Source organism: Isoptericola sp. Y581, from assembly GCF_059445475.1.
Map to the genome: position 1 here is coordinate 341,340 of NZ_JCAIUK010000004.1, position 16,300 is coordinate 357,639.

The window sequence follows — 16,300 nt, forward strand, 5'->3', positions numbered from 1 at the left end:
ACCGGGGCGTGCCGCCGGAGCGCGCGGACGAGCCGGACGCGCTGGTCCGCCCACCGGCGGAGCGCGCACCACCGCCGCGCGAGGTGCCCCCACCTCGACGCCCGTCGTCCGCACGTGTCACGGGCACCCCTCCGTCTCGATCCGTGCCGCCGCGCCACCGTACGACGCGCGCGGGCGCGCTCCGCGGAGCCGCGCCGCCGTCGTCCCGGGAACCACCCGCTCGCGCACGCGAGCTGTCAGGACCAGGGCGACGTATACGGGGCTGTGAACCTGACAGGTCGTGGGCGAGAATGGGCGACCGTGCCCTCCCCCACCGCCGAAGCGCCGACCTCGACCCGCGACGAGCTGGTCGCGCGCACGGTCGCGTGGTTCGACGACGCCGCCCGCGACCTGTTGTGGCGCCGCGCGGACCGCACCCCGTGGGGCGTGCTGGTCAGCGAGGTGATGCTGCAGCAGACGCCGGTGGTGCGCGTCGAGCCGGTGTGGCGGACGTGGCTGGAGCGATGGCCGACGCCGGCCGACCTCGCCGCCGCTTCCACGGCCGACGTGCTGCGTGCCTGGGACCGGCTCGGGTATCCGCGCCGCGCGCTGCGACTCCACCAGTGCGCGGCAGCGATCGTCGAGCGGCACGACGGCGAGGTCCCGGTCGACGAGGTCGCCCTGCGCGCGTTACCCGGCGTCGGGGAGTACACCGCCGCGGCGGTCCGCGCGTTCGCGTTCGGACGCCGCTCCGTCGTCGTCGACACCAACGTGCGGCGCGTGCTGGCCCGCGCCCTGGGCGGCAGCGCGCTCGGCGCGCCCTCCCCCACGGCGGCGGAGCGAGCGCTCGCGGCCGGCGTCGTGCCCGAGGACGACCAGACCGCGGCACGCTGGGCCGCCGCGTCGATGGAGCTCGGTGCCCTCGTCTGCACGGCCCGCACCCCGCGCTGCGGCGCGTGCCCCGTCGCGGACCTGTGCGCATGGCGCGCCGCCGGGCACCCACCCGACGAGGATGCGCACCGCCGTCGCACGCAGGCCTGGCACGGCACGGACCGGCAGGTGCGCGGCCGCGTCATGGCGGCCCTGCGCGCCGCCGTCGATCCCGTGCCCCGAGTCCTGCTCGTCGACTCCGGCCCCCACGCGCTCCAGGTGGACCGGTGCCTCGCCGGCCTGATCGAGGACGGGCTCGTCGAGCAGGACGACGCCGGCCGGTACCACCTGCCCGCCTGACGATGGGTTGAGCCGGTCGAGTCCCGGGTTTCGACAGGCTCAACCAGCGAGGGTTTCGACAGGCTCACCAGCGATGGTTTCGACAGGCTCAACCAGCGGCGGGGTCAGAGCTCCAGCAGCAGGCGGGAGTTGCCGAGGGTGTTGGGCTTGACCCGCGCGAGGTCGAGGAACTCGGCGACGCCGTCGTCGTGGGAGCGCAGCAGCTCGGCGTACACGTCGGTGGTGACGGGGGTGCCGTCGATCTCGCGGAACCCGTGCGTGCGGAAGAACCCGACCTCGAAGGTGAGGCAGAAGACGCGCCGCAGCCCGAGCTGCCGCGCCCGGCCGACGAGCCCCTCGACGAGCGCGTGCCCGACGCCGCGACCGCGCCAGGCCGGGTCGGCCGCGAGCGTGCGCACCTCGGCGAGGTCGTCCCACATGACGTGCAGCGCGCCGCACCCGATCACGCCGCCGTCGGGGTCCACCGCCACCAGGAACTCCTGGACCGCCTCGTAGTAGCCGACCATCTCCTTGGCCAGCAGGATCCGGCGCTCGGCGTACGGCTCCACGAGCCGCCGCACCGTGCGCATGTCTGCCGGCAGGGCGGGACGGACGGCGAACGACGCGCCGTGGTCCGCAGGCAGGTCCGGGAGCACGCCGTCACTCTACGGTCGGGCCCCCGCGACGGCACGGGCGTCCGGTGCACGGACGTTCACGTGCGCGGAAGTCAGGGGCGGGGCTGCTCCACGAGGGCCGCGGCGGTCACCTCGTCGATCACCAGGTCCGTCACGACGCCCGCGGCGAGCGCCGCGGTCAGAGGCCGGACCTTGTTGTCCCCGGCGACGGCGCACAGCCGGCGCGGCACGCGGCGCAGCTCCGCCGGCGACGGCCCCGTGGCACGGGCGTTCAGCTGGATGTCGCGGTAGGTGCCGTCCGCCCGCACGAAGACGGTGCACACGTCGCCGACCACACCCTCGGCGTCGAGCAGGGCGACGTCGTCGGGGTCCAGGTAGCCGGCCGAGTAGACGTGCGAGGGCACCCCTCCGGTGAGGGCGCCGACCGAGAACAACGCGATGTCGGCACGGCCTTGGACGTCGAGCACCCGGCGCACGGAGCGCTCGCGCCACATGGCGGCGCGCGTCTCGGCGAAGTCGAAGAACGCCGGGACCGGGAAGTGGTGCACCGTCGCGTCGAAGGCGGCGCCGAAGCCTGCGATCAGGTCGCCGGCGTAGCTCATGCCCGAGGTGCGCGTGTTGGCGGCGCCGTTGAGCTGCACGACGGCGGAGCCGCGCGTGGGCTTGTGGGGTAGGTGCTCGGCGATCGCGGCGAGCGTCGTGCCCCACGCGATCCCCAGCACCATGTCGGAGTCGAACCAGCGGGCCAGCAGGCGCGCGGTGGTGACTGCGACCTGCTGGAGGCGGTCGCCGTGGGTGGCCGCGTCGGAGACGGGCACCACGTAGGCGTCGATGCCGTACCGCTCCACGATCTTCTGCCCCAGGCCGGGCGCGCGGGAGTGGCCCGGGCGCAGCGTGATCTCGACGACGCCGGTGTCCCGCGCCCTCTTGATCAGCCGCGACACGGTGGAGCGCGACGTCCGCAGGTGCCGCGCGATCGTCTCCATCTTCATGTCCTGCAGGTAGTACATCGTCGCGGCCATGACGACGTCACGGTCCCGATAGCTCGACAGCTGGTTCGACATGACTCCAGCATCTCACCCTGCACGTTTGTGCACCCAGGTTGCGCGGACGTGCCAAGAGTGCTGGTCTGAGTACGTCTTCGCCGATCGGAAGGAACCCACGATGGCCTCCACCCGGCTTACCGCCGAGTCACGCACCCAAGCGCTCGCCGCGCTCAAGGCCTCGCAGGCCCCGAGCGGCGAGCTCGACGTCCTGGTCATCGGCGGCGGCATCACCGGCGCCGGTGTCGCCCTCGACGCCGCGACCCGCGGCCTGTCCACCGCGATCGTCGAGGCGCAGGACTGGGCCTCGGGCACGTCGAGCCGCAGCAGCAAGCTGGTGCACGGCGGCCTGCGGTACCTGCAGATGCTCGACTTCCACCTGGTCAAGGAGGCCCTCACCGAGCGCGACCTCCTGCTCAAGGACATCGCCCCGCACCTGGTGAAGCCCGTCCCGTTCCTCTACCCGCTCGAGCACCGGCTGTGGGAGCGCGCGTACGTCGGCGCCGGCATCGCGCTCTACGACATCCTGGCCTCGCTCGCCCCCGGCCGGCGCGCCATGCCCCTGCACCGGCACCTCAGCCGGCGGCAGATGGAGCACAAGTTCCCCGACCTCGCCCACGACGCCGCGATCGGCGCCGTCCAGTACTGGGACGCGTCGGTGGACGACGCCCGCCTCGTGTCCACGCTCGTGCGCACGGCCGCGAGCTACGGCGCCCACGCGGCGGCCCGCACCCAGCTGGTGGCGCTCACCAAGGGCGCCACCGGGGCCGTGAACGGCGCCGTCCTCCTCGACCTCGAGACCGGCGAGGAGATCGCCGTCCGCGCCCGCCACGTCATCAACGCCACGGGTGTGTGGACGGAGGACACCGAGGCGCTGGCCGGCGACGCCGGCGGCCTGCGCGTGCTCGCGTCCAAGGGCGTGCACATCGTGGTGCCGCGCGAGCGCATCAAGGGGACGGTGGGCCTGATCCTGCAGACCGAGAAGTCGGTCCTCTTCGTGATCCCGTGGTCCCGGTACTGGGTGGTCGGCACCACGGACACCCCGTGGGTGCAGGACCCGGTGCACCCCGTCGCGACCGCCCAGGACATCGACTACGTGCTGGACCACGCCAACGCCGTGCTGGCGCACCCGCTGTCGCGCGACGACATCGTCGGGACGTACGCCGGCCTGCGACCGCTGCTGCAGCCCGGCACCAAGGAGGGCACCAGCTCGGCCAAGGTCTCGCGCGAGCACACCGTCGCCAGCCCCGTGCCCGGCCTCACCGTCATCGCGGGCGGCAAGCTCACGACCTACCGCGTCATGGCCAAGGACGCCGTGGACTTCGCCATCGGCCAGCGCGCCGCGGCTCTGCCGTCGATCACACACCAGATCCCGCTGCTCGGCGCCGTCGGGCTGCGGGCCACCCGGCGCCTCGCCCGCACCTGGGCGCAGCGGTACGGCTGGACGCCTTCCATGGTCGACCACCTGCTGCACCGGTACGGGTCCTCGCTGCGCCAGCTCGTCGACCTGTGCGAGCAGGACCCGTCGCTGGCCCGCCCGCTGGAGCACGCCCCCGCCTACCTGCGCGCCGAGATCCACTTCGGCGTCAGCCACGAGGGCGCGCTGCACCTCGAGGACCTGCTGCTGCATCGCACGCGCCTCGTGTACGAGGTGGCCGACCAGGGCCGTGGCGCGCTCGCCGAGATCGCCGACATCACCGCGCCGCTGCTCGGCTGGGACGACGCCACCCGGCAGGCCGAGATCGACGCCTACACCGCCCGCGCCGACGCCGACGACGCGGCGGCGCTCGAGCCCGACGACGCCAGCGCGGAGGCCGTGCGCCTCCGCGTCCCGGACGTCGCCGCCATGCAGCCCCTGCGGGGCTGACCCACCCCGGCCGGGCGTACGGCCGGGACATCACCACCCGCAGGGCATCGCCCGACGCGGTACTCTCCGGTCCCGGAGAGGACAACGAGGTCCCTAACAGAAAGAGATCCGACGATGGACACACTGATCATGAACGCGTTCTGGTCCGAGATACTCGGTACCGCGACGCTGATCCTGCTGGGCGCCGGCGTCGTCGCCAACGTGGTGCTCCCCAGGACCAAGGGGTTCAACGGCGGATGGCTGCTGGTCAACTTCGGGTGGGGCCTCGGCGTGTTCGCCGGTGTCTTCACCGCGTACAAGTCCGGCGCGCACCTGAACCCTGCGGTGACGATCGGCCTGTACACCGCGCAGCAGCCGTTCGCCCAGCTCACCGGTCCCGACGGGCAGATCACCGCCACGATCGAGCCGACCGTGAGCAACATGTTCATCTACTTCGCCGCCGAGATGATCGGCGCGATCATCGGCGCCGTGCTCGCGTTCATCGCGTACAAGAAGCACTTCGACCAGGACGCCCCGGGAGCCACCAAGCTCGCCGTGTTCTCCACGGGCCCGGAGATTCGCTCCTACGCCTGGAACTTCATCACCGAGGTCCTCGCAACCTTCGTGCTGGTGTTCTTCGTCGTCGTCTCGGGCAAGACTCCGCACCAGCTGGGGCCGCTCGCCGTCGCGCTCATCGTGGTCGCGATCGGCGCCAGCCTCGGTGGACCCACGGGGTACGCCATCAACCCGGCACGTGACCTCGGGCCGCGCATCGCGCACGCCTTCCTGCCCATCAAGGGCAAGGGCTCCAGCGACTGGGCATACTCGTGGGTCCCGGTGGCCGGGCCGCTCGTGGGTGGCGTGCTCGCCGGCCTCCTCGGCTCCGTCTACTCCTGACCCGACCCCGCCGGCCGGGCCTCTCGCGGGCCCGGCCGGCTTCCCACCACCACACCGACGTGAAGGGCATCCCCCATGGCTGACTACGTCCTCGCCATCGACCAGGGCACGACGAGCTCGCGTGCCATCGTCTTCGACCACTCCGGCCGCATCGTCTCGTCAGGACAGCTCGAGCACGAGCAGATCTTCCCCCGAGCCGGGTGGGTCGAGCACAACGCCGAGCAGATCTGGACCAACGTGCGCGAGGTCGTCGGCCTCGCGCTCACCCGCGGCAACCTGGCGCACACCGACCTCGTCGCGATCGGCATCACCAACCAGCGCGAGACCGCGGTGGTGTGGGAGAAGAGCACCGGCAAGCCCGTCTACAACGCGATCGTGTGGCAGGACACCCGCACGCAGGCGATCGTCGACGAGCTCGGCGGCGACGTCGGCCCCGACAAGTACAAGTCGATCGTCGGCCTGCCCCTGGCCACCTACTTCTCCGGCCCCAAGGTCAAGTGGATCCTCGACAACGTCGACGGGGCGCGTGAGGCCGCCGAGCGCGGCGACCTGCTGTTCGGCAACACCGACACCTGGGTGCTGTGGAACATGACGGGCGGGCCCGACGGCGGCGTGCACGTCACGGACGTCACCAACGCGTCGCGCACCATGCTCATGGACCTCGACACCCTCTCCTGGCGCGAGGACATCGCGGCCGACATGGGCATCCCGATGTCGATGCTGCCCGAGATCCGCTCCTCCTCCGAGGTGTACGGGCAAGGCCGCGCCCGCGGCCTGGTCCCCGGCGTCCCGATCGCCGGCATCCTCGGCGACCAGCAGGCCGCGACCTTCGGGCAGGCGTGCTTCGAGGTCGGTACCGCGAAGAACACCTACGGCACCGGCAACTTCATGCTGCTCAACACCGGCACGGAGAAGGTGCCGAGCAGGAACGGCCTGCTCACCACCGTCTGCTACAAGATCGGCGACCAGCCCGCCCGCTACGCGCTCGAGGGCTCGATCGCCGTCACAGGCTCGCTCATCCAGTGGCTGCGCGACAACCTGGGCATGTTCGAGGACGCCCCCGACGTCGAGTGGCTCGCCCGCAAGGTGGACGACAACGGCGGCGCCTACTTCGTGCCCGCGTTCTCGGGCCTCTTCGCCCCGTACTGGCGTCCGGACGCCCGCGGCGCGCTCGTCGGGCTCACCCGGTACGTCACTCGCAACCACATCGCGCGCGCCGCGCTCGAGGCGGTCGCGTTCCAGTCCCGCGAAGTCGTCGACGCCATGCGCCTCGACTCCGGGGTCGAGCTCACCGAGCTCAAGGTCGACGGCGGCATGGTCCAGAACGAGCTGCTCATGCAGTTCCAGGCCGACCAGCTCGGGGTGGACGTCGTGCGGCCCAAGGTCGCGGAGACGACCGCGCTCGGCGCCGCCTACGCCGCCGGCATCGCCGTCGGCTTCTGGAAGGGCGAGGAGGACGTCACCGCCAACTGGGTCGAGGACAAGCGCTGGTCGCCGGCCATGGCCGAGGACGAGCGTGAGCGGCTCTACCGGTCGTGGAAGAAGGCCGTGACGAAGACGTTCGACTGGGTCGACGAGGACGTGCAGTAGTCCTACCTCGGTGGTTGAGCCTGTCGAAACCAGCATCCGCTGGTTGAGCTTGTCGAAACCACCGGCCGCTGGTTGAGCTTGTCGAAACCACCGGCCGCTGGTTGAGCTTGTCGAAACCACCGGCCGCTGAAGGGACGACGTCGCTTCGTCCGGTCGCGTTCACGCGCCCCAAGGGGCGCTCCACTTCGGGAACTTCTACGACCGGATGAAGCGATGTCGTCCCTTCAGCCTTTGCGTTCGGCTGGCTGCCGGGTGGTGAGAACGCGGTGCCCCCTCGGCTCCGCGTCCGGGCTACGCCACGACGAGGAGGCCGGAGGCGACCGCCGTCAGGGCGAGGCCCAGCACCTGGATCGCGCGCGGGCGCTCGCGCAGGACGAGGACGCCCACCAGCACCGGGACCACCGGATAGAGGGCGGACAGTGCCACCGCGACGGTGACGAGCTCGGTCCGCGTCGCCTGCAGGTAGCAGATGAGGGCGGCTGCGGCGAGGACGCCGGAGAGGGCCGCCGCGAGCCGCACTCCCGGGCTCGGCCGGGCGGTGACCGGGGCGTCCCCCTCCCGGACGGCCCGCTCCGGGGCGGGCACCGACGCCACCGGGACCAGGATCATGAGCGCGCCGACGAGGACGACCGCCGCCGCGCGCCCCGATGCCACCGGCCAGATCCCCAAGCCCGTCCCTGCCTGTGCCAGGGCGAGGTACTGGACCGCGATGCCGACGCTCGACGCGAGGCCGTCGCGCACGGCTCGGCGGTCCCCCCCGGCGCGCTTCCGCGTCCCCGGGAGACCGAACTACCCCGCATCCGCAGCCGGGCCGTCAGCCGCGCAGGAAGGTCTCTGCGGTGGTCAGCAGGAGGTCGCGCTCGCCCGCGACCGTGAAGGCGTCGTCCGTCGCGACGCGCTCGAGGAAGCCGCCCGACAGCAGGGCGAGCCAGGAGGCGATGCGAGCGGCGGGGGCGTCGTCGCGCACCTCACCCGCCGCCTGCCCGCGCTCGATCCACGGGAGCAGCAGGTCGCGCTGGGCCCGGTCGTCGGCCGCGAGCGCGTCGGCCACCGCGGGCAGGTGCATGACGCCCGCGACGGCGCGCACGAACCCAGGGATGCGGGGGTCGGCGGCGTCGTCGGCCCACCCGGCCAGGATGTCGAGCAGCACGCCGCGCGGGTCGCTGCGCCCCGCGTACCCGGCCGCCCGCTCGACGATGTCGGCGGTGCCCAGCTCGAGGATCGCGAGCACGAGCTCCGTCTTGGTGGCGAAGTAGTGGAAGAACGTGCCGGAGCCGATGCCCGCCTGCCGGCAGATCGCGGCCGTCGTCGCGCCCTCGTAGCCCCGCTCGGCCAGCACCGTCAGGCCGGCGTCCACGATCTGCAGGCGCCGGTGGGCGTGCCGCTCCGGGTCAACCGTGCGTGCCATGCGCACCGTCCGCACCGCGCCGCGCCGCCGTCCCGGCGTCGCCGCCTGCTGCCCCGCCGACCCTCCGCACCTGCAGGCGGTCGTCGCGCCGGCGCGCGGCGAGGCCGATCCCGGCGAGCTCGGCGTCCAGCTCCGCCACGGCGGCGGGGTCCTTGTGCTCCTCGAGCCGCCGCAGCAGGGCGTGCTCCGTCGCCGTGAACCCGGGCCGGCCGTCCATCCACCGCGCGTAGTCGGCCTCGTAGGGGTCGGCGTCGCGCCACGGCCAGTGGTGCGCCTCGAACGCGGCCCGCACCTCGGACTTGCGCAACGTGTCGGCATCGAGCCGCGCCCGCGGGGCTCCGGCCCCGCCGAGGAGGACCAGGTAGCGGCCGTCGCGGAAGACGTCGGCGACCCCGGCGCGCTCGATCCAGCCTTCCCGGTCGTCCGTGCGGTGCTCCAGGTGGTCGTCCGCGACGGTCAGCCGCAGCGCCTCCCCGATCGTGGTCAGCATCAGGAGCACCCCGCCCACCAGCCCGAGTCCGCCGAGGATCGGCACGGACCAGGCGAGGGGCAGCCCCGCGAGCAGGTCGACCGCGCCGAGGCTCGGCAGCGGGCTGCGCTCGAGCAGAGCCTGGAGCCAGCGGGCGAGCGGCGGGAGCACGAAGCCCAGCACCACGCCGGCGACGACGGTCGCCACGAGGACGAGGACGGGGACGGCACGGGGCTGGCGCACCTCGGTGGTCTGCACCCCGCAATTCTTGGAGCGTGCACTCCAATAATGCAACCCGGGGCCTACCCTGGGCCCGTGAGCATCACGGGCACCATCGCAGCACACGAATACACGATCCCCGGCGTCCACGTCACCGACCGCACCCTCACGGTGCCGCTGGACTGGTCGCGCCCCGACGACAGCCGCACGCTGTCGCTCTTCGTCCGCGAGCTCGTGGACCCCACCAAGCGCGCCGACGACCTGCCGCTCCTCGTCTTCCTCCAGGGCGGCCCCGGCGGCAAGGGGCCGCGGCCCACCGGCCCGGAGGGCTGGGCGGGCGAGGCGCTGAAGCGGTTCCGCGTGGTGCTGCTGGACCAGCGCGGCACCGGGCGCTCGACGGCCGTCCGCGCCGGCGCCCTCACCGCGCTGGGGTCCGCGGAGGCCCAGGCGGAGTACCTCACCCACTTCCGCGCCGACTCGATCGTGGCCGACGCCGAGCACGTGCGCGAGGCCGTGTACGGCGGGCGGCGCTGGTCGACGCTCGGGCAGTCGTACGGCGGCTTCCTCACGCTGACCTACCTGTCGCGCGCCCCCGAGGGCGTCGCGGCGTCGTACGTCACCGGCGGCCTCGCGGGGCTCACCGCGAGCGCCGAGGACGTGTACCAGCGCACCCAGCCGCGCGTCGTCGCGAAGAACGCCCTCTACCGCGAGCGCTACCCCGCCGACGAGGCCCGCATCGCCCGCGTCGCCGACCGCATCGCCGCGGGCGACGTGCGCCTGCCCGGCGGCGACCTGCTGAGCGTCGAGCGCTTCCAGATCCTCGGCACGGCCTTCGGTATGGGCCCCGGGTTCGAGCGCGTGCACTGGATCGTGGACGAGGCGTTCGACGACGCGGTGCCCGACGAGCTCACCGACACGTTCCTCGCCGAGGTCGAGGCCGCCACCGGCTTCGCGACCAACCCGATGTACGCCGTCCTGCACGAGTCGATCTACGCCCAGGCCGGCACCGGCCCGACGGCGTGGGCCGCCCAGCGGGTGCGCGACGAGGACGCGTCGTTCGGCGCCGGCGCCCGTCCGCTGCTGTTCACGGGCGAGATGATCTACCCCTGGATGTTCGAGCAGGTCGCGGCGCTGCGCCCGTTCCGCGCGGCCGCCGAGGCGCTCGCGGCCCGCACCGACTGGGACGACCTGTACGACCTCGACGCGCTCGCCGCCAACGACGTGCCGCTCGAGGCCGCCGTCTACCACGACGACATGTTCGTGGACGCGCAGCTCTCGCTCGCTACGGCCGCGCACGTCGGGAACGCCCGCGCCTGGGTGACCAACGAGTTCGAGCACGACGGCCTGCGCCTCGGCGACGTCTTCGGCAAGCTCCTCGCCCGTCTGGACGCCCGCGGCGGCGCCCGCCCCGCGAGGTAGTGCGAAATCCCGCGAGGTAGTGCGAATCTCGGCGAGGTAGTTCGGCCCGTCGGCATGGACTCGTCACGACGCCGTCCACGACCTCCCCGGCCAGTACGCCCACTCCTCGAAGTCGGCCACGCGCCCGTCGGGTGCGAAGCGCAGCACCCACAGGTCGCGGTACTCCTGCTCGTCCGGCTCCGTGTAATGCACTTCGAGCCGGACGACGGCGTGGTCGCCCTCGACGGCGAGCGGCTCGGCCGTCATCGTGAAGATGGCGCCCTCGTCGACGAGCCAGAACCCACGGATCGCGTCGTGACCGACCAGCTCCTGCGGGTCGTACGGCGAGCGGGCGTACCGCGCGTCCGGCGTGAAGAGCCGCGCGACGGCGTCGGCGTCCCCGTCGCGCCACGCGTCCTCGTACCCGGCGACCCACCGCCGCACGGCCTCCCGGTCCAGAGCCATCTCCGCAGTATGCCCACGGGCCACGCCCCCGGCAGCGTGGGACCGGTGCGGGTACCGGTGCGGGCACCGTGGGAACTGCGCGGTACCGTCGTTCGTCGGACTACCGGCCGGCCCCGTCGTCCGGCGCACGCACACATGAAGGTGACACCCGCATGAGCACCACCTCCCCCACCCCGATCCTGCGCGCGGCCGACCTCGTGGTCGGCTACGGCGGCCCCGCGATCCTGCAGGGAGTGGACCTCGAGCTGCTGCCGGGCGCCACGCCCGTCGGCGTGGTGGGCGAGTCGGGAGCCGGCAAGTCGACGTTGGTCCAGGCGCTGCTGGGGCAGATCCGCATCCGCGAGGGCCACGTGACGTACGAGGGCCGCACCGTCTCGCGCCTGTCCCGCCGCGACAAGAAGCGGTTCCGGGCGAGCGTGCGGTCCGTGGCGCAGAACGGGCTCGGCGTCGATCCCCGCTGGACAGCGGAGAAGGCGCTGACCGAGGCGCTCAAGGAGGCGCGCAAGGCAGGGCGCACCGGCGGGCAGACGGTCGCCGACCTGCTCGACGACGTCGCACTCGGCGCGGAGTTCACGTCGCGCACGGTGCACTCGCTGTCCGGCGGCGAGAAGCAGCGCCTTGCCCTGGCGCTCGCCCTCGCGACCCGCCCGGACGCCCTGCTGCTCGACGAGCCGCTCACGGCCGTCGACCCGACGATGCGCGGCGAGGTCGTGCGCCGGCTCACCGAGATCACCGCCGAGCAGGGCACCGCCGTGCTGCTCGTCTCGCACGACGTCGAGCTGGTCGACCGGCTCTGCCCCACCGTCCACGTCATGGCGGAGGGGACGTTCGTCGCGTCCGGCGCGCTGCGCGACGTCCTCGCCGACGCCGACCACCCCGCCGTCCGGGACCTGGCCGAGAACGCGCCCCTGGCGGCCCAGCGCTTCCGCTGACGGCCGGCCCAGGGAACCCGACCCGGAGCGGCGGCTGGCTCCTGTCCCGCTCCACCGACACCGTCGTGCGCCTGCTCGGCGGCGACCCGGACGTGCGCTCCGAGGAGATCAGCGAGCAGGAGCTGCGCGACCTGGTGGCCGCGCACCCCGGCCTGCACGAGGACGAGCGGCGCATCCTGACCGACGTGTTTGCCGCGTCGGACCGCACCCTCGGCGAGGTGATGCGCCCGCGCGGGGACGTCGTCTTCCTCGACGCGACGCTCACCCTGGCCGAGGCGGACGCCCGCACCCGCGGCCTGCCGTACTCGCGCTACCCGGTCACGGGCGAGGACGTGGACCCCGCGGCCGCCACGCGCGCCGCTCGGCACCTACGACGCCGGGCTCACCCCCGAGGGCTTCGCCCGGCTGACCTCCGTCGAGCTGCCCGACGGCCCGTACGAGACCGTCGCGGGCTACGTGCTCGCCCGGCTCGGGCGGCTGGCCGAGCCGGGCGACCAGGTCACGGTCGGCGGCCGGACCCTCACCGTGGAGTCCGTCGAGGACCGTCGGATCCGCACGGTTCGGGTGGAACCCCCGTCCTGAACGTCACGTGCCGGCGTCGTCGCGGGGCGCGTGCCGCTGCAGGAAGGCGAAGACGTCCGTGTCGTCGACGCCGGGGAACGCGCCGCGCGGCAGCGCCGCCAGCACCTGCTGGTGCATCCGCGCGCTGGGCCAGGCGACGCCGTGCCAGCGCTCGGCCAGGTCGGCCGGCGGGCGCTGGCAGCAGGAGGGGTCGGGGCAGGTAGAGCTGTGCCGCACGTGGGTGTCACGGCCGCGGAACCACTTGGCGTGCGCATACGGCACGCCCACCGTGATGGAGAACTGCCGGCCGTCGGCGCCGGAGCCCGTCTGCACGGAGTCCCAGAAGGTGCCCGCCGGGGTATCGGTGTACTGGTACGACTCCGTGGCCCGGTCACGACGCGTGAACGCCTCCCGCCCGGCCCACCACCGGCACACGAGCTGGCCCTCGATCGCGCCCGTGACGTCCTGCGGCAGGGGCAGGCCGTCGTTCGCGTAGCCGCGGAAGAGGGCGCCGTCGTCCCCGACGCGCAGGAAGTGCAGCGGGATGCCGAGGTGCACGGTGGCGAGGTTGGTCAGGCGCATCGCCGCGGCCTCGTGCGTGACGCCGAACGCGTCGCGGAAGTCCTCGACGGCGAGGTCCTTCTCGCGCTTGCGCTGCTGCAGGAACTCCGTGGCGACGGACTGCGGCATGAGGCAGCTCGCGGCGAAGTACGTGATCTCGACGCGCTGGCGCAGGAAGTCGGCGTAGCTGCGCGGTCGCTCGTGCCCCAGCACGCGGTGCGCGATGGCCTGCAGCGCCAGCGAGCGCAGCCCGTGCCCGCCCGGGATCGACGCCGGGGGCAGGTAGATGCGGCCGTTCCTCAGGTCGATCACGGAGCGCGCAGACCGAGGCAGGTCGTCCACGTGCAGGATGGTCAGTCCCAGCTGCTCGGCCATGCGCGCCACCGTGCGGTGCGTCAGCGCGCCGGCGCCCGAGTACCCCGCCCGCCGGATCAGGTCCTCCGCGACGGCCTCGATCTGCGGGAAGTAGTTGTCCCGCTCCTGCCGCTCGTTCCGCAGCTCGGTGTTGGCGCGACGAGCCTCCTCGGGGGTGGCGATAGCCTCCTCCTCCCGCCGAGCGAGCTCGGCGTGCAGGCCGACGAGCTGCTCCAGCACCGGCACCGGAAGCTTCTGGCTCGGCTTGACCGACGGCAGCCCGAGGGCGCCGAACAACGGCCCGCGCTGCGCGCGCTCGAGGGCGATCTCCAGCTCGGCACGGTGGGACGGCGGCTCGTCGGCGAGCAGGTCGGGCACCGCGACGCCGAGGGCGTCGGCGATGCTGCGCAGCACGGAGAGGCGCGGCTCGCGCCGCCCGTTCTCGATCAGGGACAGCAGGCTCGGCGCCGAGCCGACCCGCTCCCCCAGCGCCTCCAGCGTCAGGCCCCGCGAGGTCCGCGCGTGCCGGATCCGACGACCAAGCGTGATGAGGTCCGGGCTCACGGACGGGGCTCGCGGGTCGCGGTCGGGCATGAGTTCACGGTACGTGAAGATCGGCGAATCTTCACGGGTGAGTTACTGGAAAGGTGCCGCCGAGGCGGGGCACGCTGGTGGCAGCCCTCCCGGCATCGCACACGGAGGGCCATGCAGGGCCACGCCGACGGACGGAGCACCCGATGACCTTCACCGCGAACCCGCGCCGCACGCGACTCGCGATCGCCGAGCTCGCGCCCGACATTCTGGCTCTCGGCGAGCCGGCGGGCGCCGCGTCGCCGCGAGGCGCGACCTCGGCCGCGTTCTCGACGTCGGCCGCACCGGCGCCGCGGGACGCGCACGCCTGGGTGCGCCGGATCGCGGAGCTGACGCAGCCCGACGAGATCGTGTGGTGCGACGGCTCGGTCGCGGAGAAGCAGCGGCTGCTCGACCGGATGGTCGAGGCGGGCACGCTGACGAAGCTGGACGAGGCCAAGCGCCCGAACTCCTACCTCGCCCGGTCGGACCCGTCCGACGTGGCGCGCGTCGAGTCGCGCACCTTCATCTGCGCCGAGCGCGAGGCGGACGCGGGCCCCACGAACAACTGGCGCGCCCCGGCCGAGATGCGCGCCGAGCTCGATGACGTCTTCGCCGGGTCGATGCGCGGCCGCACGATGTACGTGGTGCCGTTCTCGATGGGCCCCGTCGGCGGCCCCATCTCCCAGGTGGGCATCGAAGTCACCGACTCGCCGTACGTCGTCGCGTCCATGCACGTCATGACGCGCGTGTCGACCCGCGTCATGGACCTCATCGACGGCGGGCAGCAGTGGGTGCCGGCCGTGCACTCCGTGGGCGCCCCGCTTGCGGACGGCGAGGCGGACGTGCCGTGGCCCTGCAACGACACCAAGTACATCGTCCACTACCCCGAGACCCGCGAGATCTGGTCGTACGGCTCCGGGTACGGCGGCAACGCGCTGCTGGGCAAGAAGTGCTTCGCGCTGCGCATCGCCTCGGCGATGGCCCGCGACGAGGGCTGGCTGGCCGAGCACATGCTGCTGATCCGGGTGACGTCCCCCGAGAAGCGGCAGTACCACCTGGCCGCCGCCTTCCCCAGCGCCTGCGGCAAGACGAACCTCGCGATGCTGCGTCCGACCATCCCGGGCTGGACCGTCGAGACCCTCGGCGACGACATAGTCTGGATGCGCCCCGGCACCGATGGCCGCCTGCGCGCGATCAACCCCGAGGCCGGCTTCTTCGGCGTCGCGCCCGGCACCAGCGTCGAGACCAACCCGACGGCGATCGACACGCTCTCCCACGACGTCATCTTCACCAACGTGGCGCTCACCGACGACGGCGACGTGTGGTGGGAGGGGCTCACCCCCGAGCCGCCCGCCCACCTGGTCGACTGGCGGGGCGACGACTGGACGCCGGAGTCCGACACCCCGGCCGCGCACCCCAACTCGCGGTTCACGGTGGCCGCCGCCCAGTGCCCGTCCATCGCGGACTCGTGGGAGGACCCGGCGGGCGTGCCCGTCGACGCGGTGATCTTCGGCGGCCGGCGCGCGACGAACGTGCCGCTCGTGGCGCAGGCGACCAGCTGGGACCACGGCGTGTTCATGGGTGCCACCATCAGCTCCGAGCGCACGGCGGCAGCCGAGGGCACTGTCGGCGAGCTGCGTCGCGACCCGTTCGCGATGATGCCGTTCTGCGGCTACAACATGGCCGACCACTGGGCGCACTGGCTGCGCGTGGGCAAGGCGATCGACGCCGACAAGCGACCCAAGGTGTTCCAGGTGAACTGGTTCCGCAAGGGCGACGACGGCGGCTTCCTGTGGCCCGGGTTCGGCGAGAACTCGCGCGTGGTCGAGTGGATCGTCACCCAGCTCGACCGGGCGCGGGGCCTGCGCACCGACGCCGGCGCCGTGCACTCCCCCGTCGGCCTGCTGCCCGCCCCGGACGCGCTGCGCACCGAGGGCCTGGACCTGTCCGACGCCGACCTTGCCGCCCTCTTCGACGTCCCGGCCCAGCCGTGGCTGGCGGAGGCGGCGCTGACCGGCGAGTTCTTCGACTCCTTCGGCGACCGCGTGCCCCAGCAGCTCCGGTCGCAGCTCGCCCTGCTGCGCGAGCGGCTCGGCACGACCGCCTGAGGGCCGCAACCCTCGATCGGGTCGGCAGTTCGTGATCGGGTCGGCAGTTCGAA

Annotated in this window: 15 protein-coding genes; 8 read left to right on the forward strand and 7 right to left on the reverse strand. The window is 73.2% G+C overall.

All coding sequences use genetic code 11. The features are described 5' to 3' along the window. The first annotated feature begins 300 nt into the window (after nt 1-300). Nucleotides 301-1,209 (forward strand): HhH-GPD family protein, encoded by a 909-nt coding sequence (locus AC1C2W_RS10170; protein ID WP_495413019.1) that lies wholly within the window; start codon nt 301-303, stop codon nt 1,207-1,209. Between the two features lie 104 nt (nt 1,210-1,313). Here AC1C2W_RS10170 and AC1C2W_RS10175 read toward each other — a convergent pair whose 3' ends face one another. Both AC1C2W_RS10175 and AC1C2W_RS10180 read right to left on the reverse strand, forming a co-directional pair. Then, complete coding sequence (locus tag AC1C2W_RS10175; protein ID WP_495388747.1) at nt 1,314-1,844, reverse strand: amino-acid N-acetyltransferase; 531 nt, start codon at nt 1,842-1,844, stop codon at nt 1,314-1,316. Nucleotides 1,845-1,915: 71 nt separating this feature from the next. Beyond that, nucleotides 1,916-2,887, reverse strand: a complete 972-nt coding sequence (locus AC1C2W_RS10180) for a sugar-binding transcriptional regulator (protein ID WP_495388748.1) — start codon at nt 2,885-2,887, stop codon at nt 1,916-1,918. A gap of 100 nt (nt 2,888-2,987) precedes the next feature. Between AC1C2W_RS10180 and AC1C2W_RS10185 the strand changes: the two genes are divergently transcribed. From AC1C2W_RS10185 to glpK, 3 genes are all read left to right on the forward strand, one after another. Continuing rightward, nucleotides 2,988-4,733: a glycerol-3-phosphate dehydrogenase/oxidase gene (locus tag AC1C2W_RS10185; RefSeq protein WP_495388749.1), complete on the forward strand. Its 1,746-nt coding sequence runs from the start codon at nt 2,988-2,990 to the stop codon at nt 4,731-4,733. A gap of 114 nt (nt 4,734-4,847) precedes the next feature. Next, a complete protein-coding gene (locus tag AC1C2W_RS10190; protein ID WP_495388750.1) occupies nt 4,848-5,609 on the forward strand; it encodes an MIP/aquaporin family protein in 762 nt (253 codons plus the stop codon). Nucleotides 5,610-5,684: 75 nt separating this feature from the next. Then, on the forward strand, nt 5,685-7,199 hold the full coding sequence (gene glpK, locus AC1C2W_RS10195) for a glycerol kinase GlpK (RefSeq protein ID WP_495388751.1): 1,515 nt from the start codon (nt 5,685-5,687) through the stop codon (nt 7,197-7,199). A 291-nt stretch (nt 7,200-7,490) separates the two neighbouring features. Here glpK and AC1C2W_RS10200 read toward each other — a convergent pair whose 3' ends face one another. From AC1C2W_RS10200 to AC1C2W_RS10210, 3 genes are all read right to left on the reverse strand, one after another. Then, nucleotides 7,491-7,940, reverse strand: a complete 450-nt coding sequence (locus tag AC1C2W_RS10200; protein WP_495413020.1) for an EamA family transporter — start codon at nt 7,938-7,940, stop codon at nt 7,491-7,493. A gap of 73 nt (nt 7,941-8,013) precedes the next feature. Then, nucleotides 8,014-8,607 (reverse strand): TetR/AcrR family transcriptional regulator, encoded by a 594-nt coding sequence (locus AC1C2W_RS10205; RefSeq protein ID WP_495413021.1) that lies wholly within the window; start codon nt 8,605-8,607, stop codon nt 8,014-8,016. Next, a complete protein-coding gene (locus AC1C2W_RS10210) occupies nt 8,591-9,334 on the reverse strand; it encodes a YqeB family protein (protein ID WP_495413022.1) in 744 nt (247 codons plus the stop codon). The genes AC1C2W_RS10205 and AC1C2W_RS10210 overlap by 17 nt, the downstream gene beginning before the upstream one ends. A gap of 30 nt (nt 9,335-9,364) precedes the next feature. On the opposite strand from AC1C2W_RS10210, the gene AC1C2W_RS10215 reads away from it, so the two are divergent. Next, nucleotides 9,365-10,714, forward strand: coding sequence for an alpha/beta fold hydrolase (locus AC1C2W_RS10215; protein WP_495413023.1), 1,350 nt, complete (start codon nt 9,365-9,367; stop codon nt 10,712-10,714). Between the two features lie 63 nt (nt 10,715-10,777). Here the strand turns inward: AC1C2W_RS10215 and AC1C2W_RS10220 are convergent, their stop codons facing one another. Then, nucleotides 10,778-11,158, reverse strand: a complete 381-nt coding sequence (locus AC1C2W_RS10220) for a YybH family protein (protein ID WP_495413024.1) — start codon at nt 11,156-11,158, stop codon at nt 10,778-10,780. Nucleotides 11,159-11,310: 152 nt separating this feature from the next. Here AC1C2W_RS10220 and AC1C2W_RS10225 point away from each other — a divergent pair, with 152 nt between their 5' ends. After that, the gene (locus tag AC1C2W_RS10225) at nt 11,311-12,090 is read left to right on the forward strand and encodes an ABC transporter ATP-binding protein (RefSeq protein WP_495413025.1); all 780 of its coding nucleotides are present in this window, start codon (nt 11,311-11,313) and stop codon (nt 12,088-12,090) included. A 420-nt stretch (nt 12,091-12,510) separates the two neighbouring features. Then, on the forward strand, nt 12,511-12,672 hold the full coding sequence (locus tag AC1C2W_RS10230) for a transporter associated domain-containing protein (protein WP_495389130.1): 162 nt from the start codon (nt 12,511-12,513) through the stop codon (nt 12,670-12,672). Nucleotides 12,673-12,675: 3 nt separating this feature from the next. Here the strand turns inward: AC1C2W_RS10230 and AC1C2W_RS10235 are convergent, their stop codons facing one another. Next, nucleotides 12,676-14,160 carry a helix-turn-helix domain-containing protein gene (locus AC1C2W_RS10235; protein ID WP_495413026.1) on the reverse strand — a complete coding sequence of 495 codons (1,485 nt, stop codon included), beginning with the start codon at nt 14,158-14,160 and terminating at the stop codon, nt 12,676-12,678. A 143-nt stretch (nt 14,161-14,303) separates the two neighbouring features. Here AC1C2W_RS10235 and AC1C2W_RS10240 point away from each other — a divergent pair, with 143 nt between their 5' ends. Beyond that, nucleotides 14,304-16,247 carry a phosphoenolpyruvate carboxykinase (GTP) gene (locus tag AC1C2W_RS10240; protein ID WP_495413027.1) on the forward strand — a complete coding sequence of 648 codons (1,944 nt, stop codon included), beginning with the start codon at nt 14,304-14,306 and terminating at the stop codon, nt 16,245-16,247. The last annotated feature ends 53 nt before the right edge of the window (nt 16,248-16,300 follow it).

Bases quoted from the DNA above. Each gene is read 5' to 3' on its own strand.
- AC1C2W_RS10180 (WP_495388748.1), bottom strand. From the start codon at position 2,887: ATGTCGAACCAGCTGTCGAGCTATCGGGACCGTGACGTCGTCATGGCC.
- AC1C2W_RS10185 (WP_495388749.1), top strand. From the start codon at position 2,988: ATGGCCTCCACCCGGCTTACCGCCGAGTCACGCACCCAAGCGCTCGCC.
- AC1C2W_RS10190 (WP_495388750.1), top strand. From the start codon at position 4,848: ATGGACACACTGATCATGAACGCGTTCTGGTCCGAGATACTCGGTACC.
- glpK (WP_495388751.1), top strand. From the start codon at position 5,685: ATGGCTGACTACGTCCTCGCCATCGACCAGGGCACGACGAGCTCGCGT.
- AC1C2W_RS10205 (WP_495413021.1), bottom strand. From the start codon at position 8,607: ATGGCACGCACGGTTGACCCGGAGCGGCACGCCCACCGGCGCCTGCAG.
- AC1C2W_RS10215 (WP_495413023.1), top strand. From the start codon at position 9,365: ATGCAACCCGGGGCCTACCCTGGGCCCGTGAGCATCACGGGCACCATC.
- AC1C2W_RS10220 (WP_495413024.1), bottom strand. From the start codon at position 11,158: ATGGCTCTGGACCGGGAGGCCGTGCGGCGGTGGGTCGCCGGGTACGAG.
- AC1C2W_RS10225 (WP_495413025.1), top strand. From the start codon at position 11,311: ATGAGCACCACCTCCCCCACCCCGATCCTGCGCGCGGCCGACCTCGTG.
- AC1C2W_RS10235 (WP_495413026.1), bottom strand. From the start codon at position 14,160: ATGCCCGACCGCGACCCGCGAGCCCCGTCCGTGAGCCCGGACCTCATC.
- AC1C2W_RS10240 (WP_495413027.1), top strand. From the start codon at position 14,304: ATGACCTTCACCGCGAACCCGCGCCGCACGCGACTCGCGATCGCCGAG.